General features: G+C 67.2%; 18 protein-coding genes and 1 tRNA gene. 10 read left to right on the top strand and 9 right to left on the bottom strand.

Features of this window, described 5'->3' with window-relative positions:
• Positions 1–50: 50 nt before the first annotated feature.
• Together GH2_RS10705 and GH2_RS10700 are read left to right on the top strand one after the other, a co-directional pair.
• Positions 51–335: a hypothetical protein gene (locus tag GH2_RS10705; RefSeq protein WP_066167145.1), complete on the top strand. Its 285-nt coding sequence runs from the start codon at positions 51–53 to the stop codon at positions 333–335.
• The gene (locus GH2_RS10700; protein WP_066167142.1) at positions 332–1963 is read left to right on the top strand and encodes an alpha/beta hydrolase; all 1632 of its coding nucleotides are present in this window, start codon (positions 332–334) and stop codon (positions 1961–1963) included. The genes GH2_RS10705 and GH2_RS10700 overlap by 4 nt, the downstream gene beginning before the upstream one ends.
• Before the next feature lie 35 nt (positions 1964–1998).
• On the opposite strand, the gene GH2_RS10695 is transcribed toward GH2_RS10700, so the two are convergent.
• Complete coding sequence (locus GH2_RS10695; protein ID WP_066167138.1) at positions 1999–3411, bottom strand: carboxylesterase/lipase family protein; 1413 nt, start codon at positions 3409–3411, stop codon at positions 1999–2001.
• Positions 3412–3486: 75 nt separating this feature from the next.
• On the opposite strand from GH2_RS10695, the gene GH2_RS10690 reads away from it, so the two are divergent.
• Both GH2_RS10690 and GH2_RS10685 read left to right on the top strand, forming a co-directional pair.
• A complete protein-coding gene (locus GH2_RS10690) occupies positions 3487–4548 on the top strand; it encodes a GmrSD restriction endonuclease domain-containing protein (RefSeq protein ID WP_239588750.1) in 1062 nt (353 codons plus the stop codon).
• Positions 4549–5158: 610 nt separating this feature from the next.
• A tRNA-Ala gene (locus GH2_RS10685) sits at positions 5159–5231 on the top strand.
• A 115-nt stretch (positions 5232–5346) separates the two neighbouring features.
• On the opposite strand, the gene GH2_RS10680 is transcribed toward GH2_RS10685, so the two are convergent.
• Positions 5347–5499, bottom strand: coding sequence for a zinc transporter permease (locus GH2_RS10680; RefSeq protein ID WP_066167133.1), 153 nt, complete (start codon positions 5497–5499; stop codon positions 5347–5349).
• 493 nt (positions 5500–5992) lie between these two features.
• On the opposite strand from GH2_RS10680, the gene GH2_RS10675 reads away from it, so the two are divergent.
• Entirely contained in the window at positions 5993–6736 is a 744-nt protein-coding gene (locus GH2_RS10675) for a hypothetical protein (RefSeq protein WP_066167130.1), read from the top strand.
• A gap of 23 nt (positions 6737–6759) precedes the next feature.
• Here the strand turns inward: GH2_RS10675 and GH2_RS21750 are convergent, their stop codons facing one another.
• From GH2_RS21750 to GH2_RS10655, 5 genes are all read right to left on the bottom strand, one after another.
• On the bottom strand, positions 6760–6930 hold the full coding sequence (locus GH2_RS21750; protein ID WP_169802438.1) for a hypothetical protein: 171 nt from the start codon (positions 6928–6930) through the stop codon (positions 6760–6762).
• A 148-nt stretch (positions 6931–7078) separates the two neighbouring features.
• The gene (sepX, locus tag GH2_RS10670; RefSeq protein ID WP_066167128.1) at positions 7079–8290 is read right to left on the bottom strand and encodes a divisome protein SepX/GlpR; all 1212 of its coding nucleotides are present in this window, start codon (positions 8288–8290) and stop codon (positions 7079–7081) included.
• A gap of 127 nt (positions 8291–8417) precedes the next feature.
• Positions 8418–9074, bottom strand: coding sequence for a GNAT family N-acetyltransferase (locus tag GH2_RS10665; protein WP_066167127.1), 657 nt, complete (start codon positions 9072–9074; stop codon positions 8418–8420).
• A 66-nt stretch (positions 9075–9140) separates the two neighbouring features.
• Positions 9141–10445, bottom strand: coding sequence for a molybdotransferase-like divisome protein Glp (gene glp, locus GH2_RS10660; protein ID WP_066167125.1), 1305 nt, complete (start codon positions 10443–10445; stop codon positions 9141–9143).
• A gap of 124 nt (positions 10446–10569) precedes the next feature.
• Complete coding sequence (locus GH2_RS10655) at positions 10570–11505, bottom strand: UTP--glucose-1-phosphate uridylyltransferase (protein WP_066167122.1); 936 nt, start codon at positions 11503–11505, stop codon at positions 10570–10572.
• Between the two features lie 62 nt (positions 11506–11567).
• On the opposite strand from GH2_RS10655, the gene GH2_RS10650 reads away from it, so the two are divergent.
• The gene (locus GH2_RS10650) at positions 11568–12161 is read left to right on the top strand and encodes a 5-formyltetrahydrofolate cyclo-ligase (protein WP_066167120.1); all 594 of its coding nucleotides are present in this window, start codon (positions 11568–11570) and stop codon (positions 12159–12161) included.
• A gap of 17 nt (positions 12162–12178) precedes the next feature.
• Here the strand turns inward: GH2_RS10650 and GH2_RS10645 are convergent, their stop codons facing one another.
• Positions 12179–12490, bottom strand: coding sequence for an FmdB family zinc ribbon protein (locus GH2_RS10645; RefSeq protein ID WP_084247433.1), 312 nt, complete (start codon positions 12488–12490; stop codon positions 12179–12181).
• Positions 12491–12643: 153 nt separating this feature from the next.
• Here GH2_RS10645 and GH2_RS10640 point away from each other — a divergent pair, with 153 nt between their 5' ends.
• Positions 12644–14191 carry an alanine/glycine:cation symporter family protein gene (locus tag GH2_RS10640; protein WP_066167113.1) on the top strand — a complete coding sequence of 516 codons (1548 nt, stop codon included), beginning with the start codon at positions 12644–12646 and terminating at the stop codon, positions 14189–14191.
• On the opposite strand, the gene nhaA is transcribed toward GH2_RS10640, so the two are convergent.
• Entirely contained in the window at positions 14155–15411 is a 1257-nt protein-coding gene (gene nhaA / locus GH2_RS10635) for a Na+/H+ antiporter NhaA (protein WP_066167110.1), read from the bottom strand. The genes GH2_RS10640 and nhaA overlap by 37 nt on opposite strands.
• A 112-nt stretch (positions 15412–15523) precedes the next feature.
• Here nhaA and GH2_RS10630 point away from each other — a divergent pair, with 112 nt between their 5' ends.
• The 3 genes from GH2_RS10630 to GH2_RS10620 all read left to right on the top strand — a co-directional run bounded on the left by GH2_RS10630 (position 15524) and on the right by GH2_RS10620 (position 17921).
• Positions 15524–16177 carry an SAF domain-containing protein gene (locus GH2_RS10630; RefSeq protein WP_066167396.1) on the top strand — a complete coding sequence of 218 codons (654 nt, stop codon included), beginning with the start codon at positions 15524–15526 and terminating at the stop codon, positions 16175–16177.
• Between the two features lie 100 nt (positions 16178–16277).
• On the top strand, positions 16278–17102 hold the full coding sequence (locus tag GH2_RS10625) for a large conductance mechanosensitive channel protein MscL (protein ID WP_066167107.1): 825 nt from the start codon (positions 16278–16280) through the stop codon (positions 17100–17102).
• Positions 17103–17237: 135 nt separating this feature from the next.
• Complete coding sequence (locus GH2_RS10620; protein WP_066167104.1) at positions 17238–17921, top strand: biliverdin-producing heme oxygenase; 684 nt, start codon at positions 17238–17240, stop codon at positions 17919–17921.
• Positions 17922–17961 lie beyond the last annotated feature (40 nt).

Here is a 17961-nt window from a genome sequence, read left to right as displayed (position 1 = left end):
CGTGCGTCTAACCGAATGAAGGGTTCACACTCGATCATTCGGAGGCACCGATGGACTTCGGCATCACCCCGCAGCAATTGGCCCAGGTCGTCGCCCGGTGGCGGCACTGCGGCACACAGATCGCCGACCTCGCGCCCGAGGTCGGCGATCTTCCCGTCTCCGGATCCGCGGCGGCGCAGGCACTGAACACCTGCCTGCGGACCACCCGTGCGGTGACAACGGGCCGCGCCACCCAGCTCCACGCGCTGGCCGACGCGCTCGACCGGTTCGGTGCACTCACGGTCGAGGCCGACGCGGCCGCGGCGGCGGCCCTGGCCGAGCGGCGACGGTCATGACCTCGGTCTCCGCTGTCCTGGCGTGGCCGCTCGATGCTCTGCTGGCCGCGTCGACGGAGTTCGCAGTCGCAGGCGAGTCGGCGGGCACCGCTGACACGCTGCGACGCACCTTCGACATCGACCCGACCTGGTCGGGCCGCACCCGTGTCGCGGCCCAAGCCCGGGTCGCCGCCGAGGTGACCAGACTGAGGCGGCTCGAGCGCACTTTCGTCGAGATCAGCGAGACGCTGCGGGCCGGCCAATCCCGGATGGGCGCCGTTCAAGACCGGCTCCGCAGCCAGTTGCAGACGGCACGGGTCACCGGGTTCAACGTGGGCGACAACGGCGCCGTCGCGCATCCCGATCCCCAGCGGCGGGCCGACGCCGACTACCTCATGGATCGGATCCGGAGTCTGCTGGATCAGGCCGATATGGCCGATGTGGTGCTGGGGGCGAAGCTGAAGCTCCTCACCGGGCAATTGGACGGCTCGGGAACTCTGGTGCCCTTGCCGAACGGCGAGTACCGGTCCGCCGACGAGGCGGCGAACGCCTTGTCTCGGATGACCGCGGAGGAGGTGGCGCGGTATTGGGAGAGTCTGAACGCCGCCGAACGGGCCACCCTGGTGAACCGGGTACCGGAGCTGATCGGCAATCTGAACGGCGTCGACTTCACCGACCGGATCCAGGCCAACCGGCTCTCGATCCAGGCCGCGCTGGCGAAGGAACTCGCTGCTGGACGCAGTCGCAGCGACAAAGCCGAACACCTGCGGAGCCTGCTGGCTCCGGCATCGGATCCGCTGCGCCCGGGAACCACCGTCCCGCGCACCTTCCTCGGCTTTCACGACGTCGGCAACGGCCGGTTCATCGAACTGGTCGGCGACGTGACCGTCGATTCACCCGGCCTCGCGGTGCTGGTCCCGGGCACAGGAACCGGGTTGCACAACGCCGACGACTACCGGCGCCGCGCCGCCAACATCGCGAAGGCAGGCGGCTCGCCGGTGATCGTCTACGCCGACGGCGAGTTCCCCCAGTCGATCGTCGAGAAGGACTTCACACCCCTGGTCGGGACCGCCGTCGACCCGACGGCCGCACGCACCATCGCCCCGGATCTGGTCGGCTTCACCGCCGCCGTCGAGCGGCAGATGACGGCGAGCGGACGGCCGACGCCGATCACCGTCATCGGTCACTCGTACGGCGGGGCGATCGTCGGCACCGCCGAGCAGTTGGGACTGCGGGCCGACCGTGTCGTGTACGCGTCCGCGTCGGGGACGGGTGTCGGCGACGGTCCCTGGCACAACCCGAACCCGGTCGTCGAACGGTACTCGTTGACGCCACCCGGCGACCCGATCCAGTATTGGCAGAAGTTCGGTGAGGGACTCCACGGCGGCGATCCCGACAGCACGCCGGGCGTCACCCGCCTGGACTCCGGCTACTACAGCGATGGGACGCTTGTGGCGGGTGGCCCGTCGCACTCCGGCTACCTCGACGATGCGGGCTCGGATGCCGTACGCAACCTCGGCGCAGTCATCGCCGGTGAGGCCCCGACCCCGTACGTGAAGCGCGAACCGGACATCGACGCGAGCGGGGACCTCAGCGACCTGGTGACCGACTGGCTGTCGGAGAAGCTGCACCTGGTGCCCGGGCACTGACTCCGCGTCGGTGCTGCCGGGGCGCGTTCAGAGCATCAGCCGAACCGATGCGGCTCCGCCCCGGCCCAGCCCGGTTCGCCGGTCTTCGCGAACTGGACCCACGCCGCATGCATCGCATCGGCGACGGACTGATCCGGCTCGGGCCCGACCAGGGAGTGCGCGATGTCGAGGTGGTCGAACACGAAGGGCAGCTCGACGGCGTGGCCGGCACGGATGTCGGCGACCGGACTCTCGTACGCGAACTCGTACAGGTAGGTCGGCGCATCCGTGCGCACAGCGGCGAGCGCCCGGGTGGGATCGGAGAAGGCGATCGCGGTGATCGCCTCGCACAGGGCGTCGCCCGCACTCGCGCCGTCCGCGAGACGCCGTTCCAGCAGGTCGGTCGGCATGCCTGCGCGGCCGAGCATGTCGCGCGCCATGCCTTCGGTGGCTGCGGCGGCGATGCCCGTCGGAGCGAAGAAGAACCGGAACTCGGTCTGGTTCCATCCCGCGAGCAGTGGAATGTCACGCCCCGCTCCATCGGCGATGAGCGCTTCCGGCGTCGCCGGAAGCACATCACCGTCGATCACCGGGAAGGTGGTCATGATGCCGAGTCCGATGTCGGCAACGGTTCTCCCCCAGACGTCGGGGTCCGGATTCATCGTGAACTCGAGGACCACGTCGGTCTGGGCCTTGAGCAGGTCCGGCATCGGAATGGCGCTGAGCGCCGCCGCGGTGTTCTCCACACCCAGTTTCTCGGCGAGTTTCGCCGTCACCTTGCGCGCATCGTCGCGGTCGGCCGCGGTGAGACCGTTGCCGCTCTGCATCGCTGCACGGTGGAACAGCCCCGTCGCACGAGGTGAGGCGACCAGAGACGCCACGCTCATGGCACCCGCCGATTCGCCGAAGATCGTCACGTCGGCGGGGTCGCCGCCGAACGCCGCGATATTGTCGCGCACCCATTCCAAGGCGGCGATCTGATCGAGGAGTCCGCGGTTGTCCGGAGCGCCCGGGACCGCGCCGAAACCGGGGACGCCGAGCCGATAGTTGATGCCGACGCAGACCACGCCGTCGCGGGCGAAGGTGTCGCCGGCGTAGATGCCGAGGCGGTTGGATCCGCGGGAGAACGCTCCGCCGTGGATCCAGACCATGACGGGCAGGCCGGTCGCCCCGGGATCCGGCGTCCAGATGTTCAGATTGAGGTAGTCGTCGCCGGGTTCGATGATGTTGTCGAGGAGTGCGGCGATCGGTGCCGGATAGCCGACCTGCGGTGCCGTCGGGCCGTACTCGGTGGCGTCACGGACCTCCTCCCACCGTGCGTGCGGCTGCGGCGCGGCGAACGCGGCGGCCCCGGTCGGCGGTGCGGCGTAGGGAATGCCGAGAAATGCGACGACGTCGGCGTCGTGGCGGCCGCGAACGGGACCGGAAACGGTGGAGACGACGAGGTTCTGCTCTGCGATGCGGGTCACACGATCAAGTTACCTCGGCGCGACGATGCCGGAATTGTCTTAGGGCGATGCGATGATGCGCTTATGTTGGTTCGCTTGTCCGTCTCGCTCCGCCGATCGCTCATCGGCCGTTCGCACGCCGTCGGTCTCAGTGCCGTCGGCGCCGCCGCCGCGGTCCTGATCACCGGCTGTTCCCCCGCCTCCGACACCGCGGTGACCAGCGCTGCGTCCGCTGTTACCGACCGCGGCGACATCGCGTGGTCGAGCACCGCGCCGCCCGCGTCCACCTCCATGAGCAGCTCCGCCGCCCCGTCGACCAAGGCTCTGTCGGCGGCGTCGACCGCTGCCTTGGCTGCTCTCGCCACGTTGCCGGTGAAAGGCCGGGCGCCGAAGACGGGCTACGACCGAGCGTTGTTCGGTCAGGCGTGGAGCGACGACGTCTCCGTCGAGTTCGGCCACAACGGTTGCGACACCCGCAACGACATCTTGAAGAGAGACCTCACCGACCTGACGTTCAAGCCGCGCACGCGCGACTGCGTGGTGCTGAGCGGCACCGTCGACGACGTGTACACCGGGAAGACCATCGCCTTCGAGCGTGGACAGAAGACCTCGTCCGCGGTGCAGATCGACCACGTGGTCGCCCTGTCCGACGCGTGGCAGAAGGGTGCGCAGCAACTGTCGACCGAGGAACGCACTGATTTCGCGAACGACCCGCGCAACCTGCAGGCCGTCGACGGCCCGACCAATCAGCAGAAGGGCGACGGTGACGCCGCGACCTGGCTGCCGCCCAACCGGTCCTACCGGTGCACCTATGTCTCGCGGCAGATCGAGGTGAAGAGCGCCTACCGCCTGTGGGTGACCGCGGCGGAGAAACAGGCGATGCAGCGTTTGCTCACCAACTGCGGAGGCACCGCGCCGACGACCGCGGAGGTTCCGGAGACCTCGACCGAGACCACGCCGGTCCGTGAGACCCCCACGACGGCGGCGACTCGGCGGACTCGCGTTCCCGAGACCACAGCCCAGGCACCGGCAGGCGGAGACGTCTACTACAAGAACTGCAGCGCAGCCCGCGCCGCCGGTGCCGCACCGCTGCTCATCGGCGAACCCGGCTACCGCCCGGGAATGGACGGCGACGGGGACGGCATCGCCTGCGAGTAGGGAATGACGGGCAGACCACCCAAACACTGTGATGTCCGTTACTGAATCACCGTGGCCGATAACGTCGCTGCACCCGCCGAACGACGTAGTAGACGACCGCCGATGTAACGCCTCGTGTCATACCAACAGTCGACCCTAGGTCAAGACTTCGACGGCGACGTCGCGAGCCGCCATCTCCGGCGCGCGGTGAACACCAGGCTGACGGCACTCACAGTTCACGCGAATTCCGGGTTGCCGCCAATCAAAGGCACAGGTCGTCGAAGCCCCCGATTAGCCTTTGAATCCCTATGTGCAGGAACACAATTCGTTTGCGAACGTGATTCGCATTCGGCTCCGTTGGCACCTTCCGGCGGTCGTGCAAATCTCATTGGGCATCGCCTGATGCGACACACCCACCACCCTGAAGGAAACGCTATGTTCCCCGCTCTGACCCAGTTCTTCAACGACTTCAGCATCTTCGGCGGCGACCTGCTGCACGTCGCCATCACCTTCGGCTTCGGCAAGTAGCGCGCCCGCCGACGCCGACGCGTGAACGACCCGCCCCGGGCCGATTGTGCGTCGGCGTTTGTGCGCTGTTAAACTGACTTTCGTTCGCCAGAGCGGACACCACGGGGCTATGGCGCAGTTGGTAGCGCGACTCGTTCGCAATGAGTAGGTCCGGGGTTCGATTCCCCGTAGCTCCACCGAGAACCCGCAGGTCACAGACTTGCGGGTTCTTCTCCATTCCGCAGACGGCAACGCACCCGGCGATGACGCGGTCGTCGCCGGGTGCGCGTGCGTCGATCGTGTCGGGTCGACTCAGTGCTCGTCGTAGTGATCGCCGTGCAGTGCGTGACGATGTCCGTCGTGCAGGTAATCGACGTGATCGTCGTGCTGAACGGCCTCGTGGCCGCAGTTCTCGCCGTGCTCGTGCTCAGCAGTGGTGTGTTCGGCAGTGGTATGCGTGCTCATGGTTCTGCTCCCTATTCGAGGCGGTTCAGGCCGGGTCGGTCGTTGTCTCGTGGACATCCGCGAAGGTGTCGTCGACGACATGTGTGACGTGGACTTCGAAGGTCACAGTGAGATCCAAACACACATATGCATATATTGCAATGTATGCATATGTGGGAATGGCAGCCAGTTTCACTAGCGTCCCGCCCTTGATGATTGATTCCCAGTGACGGTCGTCTCCACGCTGGTCGAGTGCTGCCTGCGAGCCGCAGCGAGCACGCAGTGATCGAGACCGTCGTGAGTTCATGGCGGGTGGCGGTGGTCGTCAGGGAAGTCTCATCCGACAGATTCCGGCTGAGAACTGCCCGCTCAGGCGCTTCCGACGGAACATTGCCGTCGGAGGGTGCTGAGCCAGCAGTTCTCAGACGCCCTCGAGGACGCAGATCTCGATACCCCCCGCTCGCTACGCTCGGTGGCAGTGCACATCGCTCACCTGACCACTATCCTCCAGTGAATGGCACTCTCCGACGCCGACATCGCTCAGGTCCTCGACCGCACCATCGCGACCGTCGACCCGATGCTCGATGTCCTTGCGACCGCGGATCCACTGGACTTGAAGCCTCGGACGTTCCTACCCACGGCGTCGCGCACTTGCCTCGACCGGGGTGCGGGAGCCGCGTCGCAGATCCTGAACGTCCTCGATTGGCCCGGCACCGCAGGCTGGGACGAACTCCCGATGCAGGACCGCGCCGCGTGGTGGATATCGCGGATCGGCCTCGTCACGACCGGCGGGGTGGCGTTCCCCGGCGTCTTCGGTGCGTGGACCAAGAAGCTCCCGATGGCCGACTATCTCGCCTTCGCGAGCCAGGCGCTGGTCCTGCGAGCCGTCAGCCGCGAATACGGCGTCACCTCGCGGGAGGCCGGCATCGCGATGCTCGCCGCGATCTTGTTCGACCGCGACCTCGACGCTCACCTGGAATCACGGACACTCGACGAGGCGATGCCCGAGGACGCCGCAGCACGCAACACCGCGTTCGTCTCGCGCCTGTGGCAGATCGGCCGCGTGCTCTACGACCTCTCCCGCAGCCTCGGCAGTCGGCCCGGGCCGCCCCGACTGCTGAGTTGGCTCGGCTGGATCCCGATCGTCGGCGGCCCCGCTACGTACCTCGGCGAGGTCGTCGCACTGCGCCGCGCCGCGACCGCGTGCCGCACGTGGATCGTCGCGCATCCCGAGACCGTCGAACCCGTCGCCCACTGAGGAGCAGCGACCGGGCGCGCGGGTCAGTCCTCGTCTTGCTCGTCCGCGGCAGCGTTACGTTGGGCTGCGATCTCCAACGCCCGCCGCGCCGTCGCCTCATCCGGATAGGGCCCCATCCGGTCGAAGACATTCGCGATCTTGCCCTGCGTCACTTCACCGGACGAGAGGTCGAAGTACCACTGTTCGTCGCTCATGCAGCCACCTTAGTGCCAGCGCATACCGTAAACGATTGATTCCCGGTGACGGCCGAAGCCGGACGTCGCTGCTCCTCACGACGGTCTCGATGAACTGCGTGCTCGCTCCGCTCGCAGGCAGCAATCGACCAACGTGGGGGCGGCGAGCCTACACCGCGGCCCGGCCGTAGGTCTCGGTGCGCTCGCCGTCGTACTGCTCGTCGTAACCGGCGCGGTCGGCGAAGTCGTAGGTCGGCAAGTGGTCGAACGCCGGATCCTCGTCGTCGAACTCCAAGAGGATCGCGCCGCCGGGACGTCGCAGGCGCGCCGGCGGTTCCACATAGGTGGGCTCGGCCTGCCGCGACTCCAGCCGCGCGTCCTCCTGCTCCTGCCTGCGGCGACGGGCCGCACGCTGCGCACGGCGGACGTTCTCGGCCCGCACCGTACGACGCAGCATCGCCAGGTAGGTGCCGAACGCCGCCACCATGCCGCACGCGAAGGCGATGCCCCACGGTTGGAAGAAGAACGCACTGATGATCGCACCGAGCGTCACGACCGAGAACCCGACGACCATCCGCTGGCGTTCGCGGTACTGCATGGTCTCGCGCTCGACGAGCCGGTCAGGACCGTACCCGCCGCGTCCGCGGAGTTCGCGCGGAGTCGGCGCATCCTCGACCTCGTCGTCGGCGACCGACGCCGACTCGTCCTCGTATTCCTCGTCCTCGTATTCGTCGTCTTCGTATTCGTCGTCCGCGTACTCGACGTCGCTGTCGTCTTCGGTGTACTCGTCGTCGACGATCTGATCGGCGTCGCGTGCAGCCTGCGCCTGATCGAGGTCGACGACGTCGTCGGGCACCACGGGAATCTGATCGGTCAACTCCGCCGCAGAGACCACGTCGACGTCGTCCTCACCCGACTCGTCTGCCACCTCGATGTCCTCTGCCGCGCGGCCCTCTGCTGCGATCTCGTCGGCGTCGGCGTCGGCGTCCTCGGTCTCGTATTCGGCGTCGAGCACGTCCTCGGTCTGGTCGCCGGTGACGTCAGCGTCGTCGGCGACATCCTGATCGACGAGTTCTGCGTCGACCTCGATGGCCTCATCAGAGTCGACGTCGTCGTCCGCTGCTACCGCCTTAGCCTCCGCCGCTTTCCGACGCCGTTCCGCGGCGCGCTCGTCCGCGTTCGCGGCGGCACGCTGGGCGGCCCGGGTGCGGGTCGCGGTCCGCGACGCCGCAGTGCGCGACGATCCGCCACGATGCACCAACCGGGTGTTCGCCGCCGCCGCCGTGGTCTTGCGCGCCTGAGGGCGGCCGCGCAGCACCATGGGAATGAGCACGAACAGCCATACTGCGATCAGGGTCACCCACAGCACTGATGTCGGCATGATCGGCAGCTCCTCTCCGGTCGGTCTTCGAGATCGGTCCACTCATAGAGTAGGAACCGCGACGACCGCGAGAGCTCAGGCGCGCCGGGCGATCTCGATTCTCAGGGAACGATCAGAGCCCGCGCGGTCAGACCGCGAAAGCGCGTCCCGACCGGATCAGCGTGTCGACCGCGCTGCCGGACACCTCGTCGTTGGTGAGAGCGAACAGCAGATGGTCGCGCCAGCGGGCGTTCACATCCATGTAGCGCTTCAGCAACCCCTCCTGTCGGAAACCGACTTTCCCGAGCACCGCCTGCGAGGCCCCGTTGTCGGGCTGAACGGTGGCTTCGAGACGATGGAGCCCCACCGCGCCGAAGGCATGATCCACGCCGAGCGCCACCGCGGCGGAGGCGACGCCGCGCCCCGCGACGTCCGCGTCGACCCAGTAGCCGATCCACGCGCTGCGCACGGCGCCGCGCTGAACGTTGCCGATCGTGAGCTGACCTGCGTACCGGCCGTCGACCTCGATGACAAACGGCAGCACCGAACCGCGTTTGGCTTCGGATTTCAGCAGCGAGAACATCGGCCCCCACGACGACGGCTGGTGCCGCGCGGCCCACGGCCCCTGCCCCGTCGGTTCCCACGGCAGCAGATCGTTCTGGTTCTTGATCCGGAGTCGGCTCCAATCGGAGGCGTCGCGCATCCGGACCGGACGCACCGTGACCACGCCGGCTCCGACCCGGACGGGCCCCAGTTCCGCGGGCCATCCCGGATTACGCGGCGAATCGACCAACCACCTCAGCACAGTGCGATTGTAAGCGGATGCCGGAGCAGTCCCGCGCAGCGACCGGTGACACCGGCCCCGTCTGCACTACCCCCGTTGTGCCAGGAACATCACGTCCACTTCGTCGCCGGTACGGACTTCTTCGACGTCCTCGTCCACCATGATCAGGCAATTGGCTTCGGCGAGTTCGGCCAGCAGGTGTGAGGTGCCGGTCTCAGACTCCCCGATCACCTGGACCAGGTAGTCGCCCGACCGCTCGTCGCGCATGAGTTGACCGCGGAGGTAACCGCGCCGACCCTGAACGGACAGGATCGGGCCGATGGTCCGGGCACGCACGGTGCGCCGCATCGGTTGACGTTTGCCGAGCGCGATGCGGATCAGCGGACGCACCATCACTTCGAAGGTGACGAGCGCGCTCACCGGATTCGCGGGCAGCAGGAACGTCGGAATCTCGTCCCGGCCGAGGCAGCCGAACCCCTGGACCGACCCGGGGTGCATGCCGATGCGGCCGATGTCGAGGTCGCCGAGGTCGCCCAGCGCATCGGTGATGGCGGCTGCTGCCTCGCCGCCGAGCGAACCGCAGATCACGACGATCTCCGATCGGATGAGCTGGGCTTCGACCGCTTCGCGGAGTCGCGCCGGATCGCGTTCTGCGATACCGACGCGATGGACGTCGGCGCCGGCGTCCCGCGCCGCCGCCGCGAGCGAATAGCTGTTGATGTCGAAGACCTGCCCGGCACCCGGTTGGCGGTCGATGTCGACGAGTTCGTTGCCGACGGCGATCACCGAGACCCGTGGGCGCGGGTGCACCAGCACGCGGGCGCGTCCGACGGCGGCGAGCAGGCCCACCTGGGCGGGGCCGATGATCGATCCGGCGCGAACTGCGATGTCGCCGGGCCGCACGTCGTCACCGGTGCGGCGGACGTAGTCACCGGAGTCGACGCCGTGACCGACCATCACCCGGTCGTCCCCGCCATCGGTCCAGCGGATCGGGACCACGGCGTCGGCCAGCGTCGGCATCGGTGCGCCGGTCTCGACACGGACCGCCTGTCCTGGCTGCAGTCGAGTCGGAGTGCGCGAGCCCGCGGCGACGTCGCCGACGACCGGCAGATGAACGACGAGGCGACCGGAGTCGTCTAGTTCTTCGACATCGACGTCATGGGCGTCGATCGTCGAGAGATCCGACGGCGCCTCCGTACCGGCGAGGGCGACATCGACGGCGCGGACCGCGTAGCCGTCGATCGCCGCCTGGTCGAAGCCGGGCAGCGGATCGGCCGTGGCCACCTCTTCCGCGCACAGCAGGCCCTCGGCCTCCGAGATGGCAACCTGCACCGGTCGTGGCGCGACCACCGAAGCGGTCACGAGGCTCAGATGGTCCTCGACCGAGCGCATAGTTCTCCTCACAATCCCGGGTCGTCACGATGCACGGCGACGACCGCGGTCGCGATCGTCAGACAACACGCACACCGAGGCTATCGGGCGTCGACGTCCAGCGAACGCAGGCGCGCGGAATCGATCAGTCTTCGGCGAGCCGTTTGGTCAGCCACGCGCGCAGCTCAGGACCGTAGTCGTCGCGGTCGAGCGCGAAGTCGACGGCCGCTTTCAGATAACCGCCGGGATTGCCGAGGTCGTGCCGGGTGCCCTCGTGGATCACCACGTGAACCGGCTCACCCCACTCGATCAGCAGCGCGATGGCGTCGGTGAGCTGCAGCTCCCCACCCGCTCCCGGGGTGATCGCGCGCAGGGCGTCGAAGATCTTGCGATCCAGGATGTAGCGGCCTGCGGCGGCGAGGTTCGACGGCGCCTGGTCTGCGGGCGGCTTCTCCACCATGCCGCGCACCCGCTTCACACGCGGATTGTCGGGGTCGTCCTCGACGTCGAAGACGCCGTAGGCGCTGATCTCGTCGCCGCCGACCTCGATGGCGCACAGGACGCTGCCGCCGTAGCGCGCGCGTGCCGCGGCCATCCGACCGAGAGTCCCGCCCGGCAGCACGAGGTCGTCGGGCAGCAGAACCGCGACCGCGTCCTCATCGTCAGCCAGTTCTGCCTCCACGCAGCCGACCGCGTGTCCGAGACCGAGCGGCTTGTCCTGGATCACCGACGCCACCTCGAGCAGGGACGGCGCGTTCCGCACCTTCGCGAGCATCGCCTCTTTGCCCCGCGACGCGAGGGTGTGTTCCAACACCAGGTCGTCGACGAAGTGCGCGACGACCCCGTCCTTACCGGGCGAGGTGACGATCAGCAGTCGTTCGGCGCCCGCCGACTTCGCCTCCTCTGCCACCAATTCGATGCCGGGGGTGTCGACGACCGGAAGCAACTCCTTCGGCACCGTCTTGGTGGCGGGAAGGAAGCGGGTTCCGAGCCCGGCCGCCGGGACCACGGCGGTGTACGGGATCGGCGGGGCCATCTCGGCAGAGCGGCGGCCGGTGAGACGAACGGGGGTGTCGGACATGACGCTCAGCGTAACGGCAGTTTCTGGCAGGATCATGGGTGGAGTCTGGTGAAAGGGCTGTGATGAGCCGATCCAAGTCCGAGATGCGGCGCAGCGTCCTCGACGCCCGCGCGGGTCTGTCGCCGTTCGTGCTGGCCCAACACAATGCCGAGTTGGCGGAGTGGATGTACCGGCTCCCCGTCGAACTCGACCCCGGTGACGTGGTGGCCGCGTATGTCGCGACGCGCGCTGAGCCCGGTGGGACGGCGATGCTCGATGCGCTGGTGGACCGCGATCTGCGAGTCCTCTTACCGATCGTCCCCGAGGGCGAGCCGACGCGGCTTCAGTGGGGCGAGTACCAGGACGAGTCGTCACTGGATCGTGGCCGCTGGGGACTACTGGAGCCGATGGGGCATCGACTCGATCCCGACGCCCTGCATCAGGCCAAGCTGATTCTGGTTCCTGCGGTAGCCGCCGACCTGACCGGCGCCCGACTCGGTCGCGGCGCCGGCTATTACGACCGCACGCTGGTCGCGGTGGATGCACCGGTGGTCGCGGTGGTGCACGACGACGAGCTGTTCGACGACGGCGTCCCGCACGAGGCGAACGACGTGCCGATGGACTGGGTCCTCACACCGGGGCGTGGCTTCTGCAGAGTCGCAACGCCTACCGGGTGAGTGCGGAGACTACCGACCTACGCGGGCGCTGCCGCAGAGGTCGACGCGGTGGAGCTGGAATCGCTCGACGACGAGTTGTTTGAACTGCTCGACGAGGTGGAACCGGAGTCGCCGTTGCTCGACGAGGCGGCCGGCGCCACCGAGCTGCCGCCCGACCGGGAGTCGGTGCGGTAGAAGCCACTGCCCTTGAAGACGATGCCGACCGAGTTGAACAACTTGCGCAGCCGTCCGCCGCACTCGGGGCAGACGGTCAGCGAGTCGTCCGAGAACGCCTGCTGGATGTCGAACTTGTTGTCGCACACGGTGCACGCGTAACTATAGGTGGGCACGGGAACCTCCGAAGATGTAGAACTCGTCGTCCAGTGTAAACCGAACTTGGCACTCAAACATTCCGAGTGCCAATCACGACCGGTTTCGCCCCGTGACAGTCGTCACCATGACACAGTGGTCGGAAACTTTTTCCAACCCCTGGAGACTGCCGCATGGGCACCGTCATCGACACCCTCAACGAATGGATATGGAGCCGAGGCCTGATCTTCCTCTGTCTCGGCGCAGGGATCTACTTCACCATCAGAAGCAGATTTCTCCAGGTCAGACACTTCAGTCACATGATCAGCCTGATGTTCAAAGGCGAATCGTCCGAATCAGGCGTCTCCTCGTTCCAGGCGCTGGCGATGTCATTGGCCGGCCGCGTGGGTGCGGGCAACATCGTCGGCGTGGCGACGGCCATCGCGTTCGGCGGGCCCGGCGCATTGTTCTGGATGTGGGCGACAGCCTTCCTCGGCGCCTCCACCTCGTTCGTGGAGTGCACGCTCGGCCAGATCTACAAGACCAAGGACCCGTTGACCGGCGAATATCGCGGCGGCCCTGCCTACTACTTCCATCGCGCGCTTCGGCACACCCGGGCGTCCGGCCTGTTCAAGATTTACGCGCTGCTCTTCGCGGCCGTCACGGTGCTGGCGTGCGGCGTCCTGATGCCGGGCATTCAGGCCAACTCGATGGCCGAGTCCATGCACACCGCGTGGCCGTCGATCGACAAGTGGGTCTTCGGCACCGCATCGGCACTGATTCTGGGCTTCGTCATCATCGGCGGCGTCAAGCGCATCGCCAACTTCGCCGCCGTCGTGGTGCCGTTCATGGCGATCGTCTACATCGCGCTCGCCGTCGTCGTGGTCCTGATCAATGCCGACCAGATCCCCGAGACCATCCGCTTGATCTTCTCGAGCGCCTTCGGTCTGGACGCCGGCTTCGGCGCGATCCTCGGCTCCGCGATCATGTGGGGCGTCAAACGGGGCATCTACTCCAACGAGGCAGGCCAGGGCACCGGACCGCACGCCGCGGCAGCCGCCGAAGTCTCGCATCCCGCCAAACAGGGGCTGGTGCAGGCCTTCGCCGTCTACATCGACACCCTGTTCGTCTGTTCGGCCACCGGATTCCTGATTCTCTCGACCGGGGCCTACCGCGTGTACAACGACGAGTCCGTGGCAGGCGGCATCCTGCAGAACACGCCACTGTTCGACGGCGTCGAGCCCGATCCGGAGCCAGGCGCGACGTATGTGCAGGTCGGCTTCGACACCCTGTGGTCCGGGGCGGGCGCGTCGTTCGTCGCGATCTCGCTGGCCTTCTTCTGCTTCACGACGATCATCGCGTACTACTACATGGCCGAGACCAACCTGCGGTTCCTGCTGGGCAAGGCGGCGACCACGTTCATCCGCCCGCTGCGCAGCACCCTCGGCCGCGACCTGACGCTGCTGTTGCAGGCGACGATCCTGGTGGCCGTGGTCTACGGCGCCGTCACCACCCCGGGCAAGGCCTGGGCGCTAGGCGACATCGGCGTCGGCGCGATGGCGTGGCTCAACATCATCGGCATCCTGATCCTGCAGCAGCCCGCCTACAAAGCGCTGCGCGACTATGAATCGCAGCTGTCGATGGGCAAGGATCCGGTCTTCGATCCGAAGCCGCTCGGTATCCGGGGCGCGACGTTCTGGGAGAGCTACTCGCGAACATCCACCGAGAAGGAAGTGGTGTGACCGTACCTGCGTGCATCCCAGCGCAGGAGCGTTCCGCCGAGGATCGCGGCGACCAGCGAACCGAGGAGGATGCCGACCTTCGCCGCGGGCAGATGATCGGCGGGCAGGCCGGTGCCCGCGGCGAAGGACAGTTCGGCGATCAGTAGCGCGACGGTGAACCCGATGCCGGTGAGGAGGGTGACTGGCAACAGACTGCGGAGCGAGATCCCGTCAGCGAGTTGCAGCGGCGTCAGCCGGGTGACGAGGAACGTGGTGGTCAGCACGCCGATCACCTTTCCGAGCACCAGACCGAGGAAGACGCCGACGCTGACCGGCTGCACGATGTGTCCGACACCGATCACCGTCACCCCGGCGGAGGCGAAGGCGAACAACGGCAGCGCGAGCGCGGCAGACACCGGAGCCACGACGGCCTCCATCCGTTCGGTTCGCGGCAGGCGCTCTCCGCGGATCGCTACCGCCGGAACCATGAAGCCCAGCAGGACGCCGGACACCGTGGCGTGGACGCCGGATGAGTGGACGAAACCCCACGCGACCAGCGCCAACGGCACCAACAGCCACCAGTGGATGCGTCCTAGACGGATCACGCAGCCGAACGCGCCGATGCAGACCAGCCCGAGCACCAGCATCAGAAAGTCGATCTGCTCGGTGTAGACCGTGGCGATGACGATGATGCCGAGCAGGTCGTCGACCACCGCGAGAGTCATCAGAAAGACGCGCAACGCAACGGGCAGACCGCGGCCGAGCACGGCGAAGACGGCGAGTGCGAAGGCGATGTCGGTAGCCGTCGGCGTCGCCCAGCCGCGCAGCGCCTCGGGGTCGCCCACCGAGACCACCGCGACGAAGATCAACGCGGGCACCGCCATGCCGCCGACGGCCGCAGCGATGGGGACGCCCGCGCGCTTGGGGCTGCGCAGACTGCCGGTGACGAACTCGTTCTTCAGCTCCAGTCCGACGACGAAGAAGAAGATCGCGAGCAGCCCATCGGACGCCCACTGCCCCAGCGACAGGTTCAGATGCAAGGACTCCGGCCCGACGGTGAGGCCGACAAGCGAGTGGTACGCCTCGCGCCACGGAGTGTTGGCCCAGACGAATCCGATGAGGGCGGCCACGAGGAGGATCGCGCCGCCTTGAACGTCCCCGCTGACCCAGACGCGCCAGCCGCCGCGCTGAGGTTCCGAGGAGTCGGCGGTCGCGGTGTCAGTGATCACGTCGTCGCTCATCCCCACATCCTCCCAGATGCAGAATCTGTGGAAATCACCCTCCGAACGCCATCATCATCCACACGCGCCGAATTCCGAGGACGCACCGCACGACGACGCCGACGCTGGCTGCATGAGACTCTTCACCAGCGACTGCCTGTCCCCCACTCTCCTGTCCCGCCTCCGGTCGGCGTGGTCGTCGAGCGGTCGATTCCGTTCGGTCCGAACTCGGCGGCTCCTCGCTGTGGCCCTGGTGATCGCCGCCGTCGGTGTCGCGGTGATCTCCACCCGGCGTCCAGCCTCTCCGCCGTTGATCGTCGCCGCCGTCGATCTCAAACCAGGCGCCGTATTGACCTCCGACGATCTGTCCGCCCAACCCGTTCCGGCGGACATCGCGCCCGACCGTGCCCTCACCGACTACGACGAGGTGATCGGGCGACGGCTCACCGGACCGGTCGGCCGAGGCGAAGTCATCACCGAAGCCCGCTTGTTGACTGCGCGTCTTCCGGAATCATTGACCGGAATTCGCGGAGCCCGCCTTGTTCCGGTGCGCCCGGCCGACGAATCGGTGGCGCATCTCGTTCAACAGGGTGATGTGGTCGATGTGATCGACGCCGAGAAGAACGTCCTGGCTCGGAGTGCGGTCGTCGCGGTGGATCCGTCGAATTCCGGACCCAGAACAACGGGTGCCACAAACCCGCCGATTCTGTTGGCTATGAACGAGGCATCGGCCCAGCGCGTGGCGGCAGGCAGCCTCGATGTCGCTTTGGCACTAATTCTGCACTGAAATGCGACCCGAACTGGCGCTGGAGCGCGCACGAACCGTCCACATGTGGTTTAGACTCACCGATTAGCAATAGGCACAACCAAATCCAGAGGGGAACAACGTGCTTAAAGGCTTTAAAGACTTCTTGATGCGGGGCAATGTGGTCGAACTGGCCACGGCGGTGATCATCGGTGCCGCATTCACCGCCATCGTGACAGCATTCACCGAGAAGATCATCAATCCATTGATCGCGGTGATTCCGACCGGCGATTGCCCGCAATCACCGGCAGCAGAAGGCGCCACGCCGTCGAACGACTTCATCTGTGGTTTCGGTTTCGCCATCGACTCGGACAAGCCCGCGACCTTCATGGATTTCGGTGCGGTCATCTCGGCGTTCATCAACTTCGTCATCGTGGCCGCGGTGGTCTACTTCCTGATCGTCGTGCCGTACAACAAGCTGCAGGAACTGCGGAAGCTCGAGGATGGCGAAGAGGATCCGGATGAGGAGATCGTGCTGCTGACTCAGATCCGCAACGCCCTCGACCCCGAGGCCAAGGAGCGCGACGCCGCTGCCAAGGCCAAGGCCGATGCCGAGAAGGCCGCCCAGGAGGCTCGCGACCGCGCCGCCCAGACGCCTGCACCGGTCCCGGCCGCGCCCGCTGCTCCGGCACCGGGTTACGGAGATCGGACGCAGACCATGCAGGTTCCCCCGCAGGCTCAGCAGCCGGGTTACCAAGGCCAGCAGCAGTCCCAGCCGGGTCAGTCGCAGCAGGGCCAGGGCTTCACGCCTCCGGCTGGCCCGCCGACCGGCGGCTTCCCCACGCCGAACCCGGCGCCGGGCGAGTACCCGCCTCCCGGCAACCTGCCTCCGGGCCAGTACGCGCCGGGTCAGTACCCGCCGCCTCCCGGCCAGGACCCGGGCGACGCACCGCGCCACTCGCGCTGACCGTCGCAGGACCACAAGGACGTTCGCCTCAGCAGAGGCGGACGTCCTTCGTCGTTGGACCACGTCGTCGAGGCGAGCAAAGTGCGGCATATTACGTTAGGCTCACCTGAATACTGCATTCCGAAGGGTTCGACCATGACCATCACAACGCCGCCCGACCTCGCCTCCGACCTCCGCCTCTCGGTGCAGATGAAAGAGGGCTCACGCATCGAGCACGAGCAGGCAGAGAATTCGGAGTTCATGGCCGAACTGTTGGACGGCCGCATCAACGCCGCCGGGTACATCGCCTACCTGCAGCGGCTGCGCATCGTCTATGCAGCACTCGAGATCACCTCACGAGCGCTCGCGAACGACGCGCATGTCCGCCACGTGCACGATCCCGCACTGGATCGACTGGCGAGCATCGACGCCGACCTCGCCGACTGGAGCCGCATCAGCGGCGTCTCCCTGGAGCCGGTCGTCTCACCCGCCGCCGATGCGTATGCGCAGCGACTCACCGAAGCGGCCGAATGGGGCGGAGATCTGGTGGCCCATCACTACACGCGCTACCTCGGCGACTTGTCCGGCGGCCAGGCCGTCGGACGCATTCTGGACCGGTCGTTCGAGCTCGACGGTGCGGGCATCGCGATGTACGCCTTCGACCTGCGCTCAGCCGTGAAGCCGTACAAGGACGACTACCGCCGCGCGCTCGACACCATCGGCGACGCGCTCACCCCCGAGCAGCGGATCCGCATCGTCGACGAGGTGCGCGTCGCGTTCGCGCTGAACCACGATCTCTTCGCCGAGCTGGGCCGGCAGATCGAGCAGTTCCGGCGGTAACCGGCCGACGGCACCGATACGCGTCAGCGCTGGGTGCCGA

It is taken from the genome of Gordonia hydrophobica NBRC 16057 (assembly GCF_001592365.1).
GTDB classification, from domain to species: domain Bacteria; phylum Actinomycetota; class Actinomycetes; order Mycobacteriales; family Mycobacteriaceae; genus Gordonia; species Gordonia hydrophobica.
The sequence above is the reverse complement of the archived record's forward strand: the minus strand, read 5'-3'. Positions and strand labels throughout refer to the sequence as shown.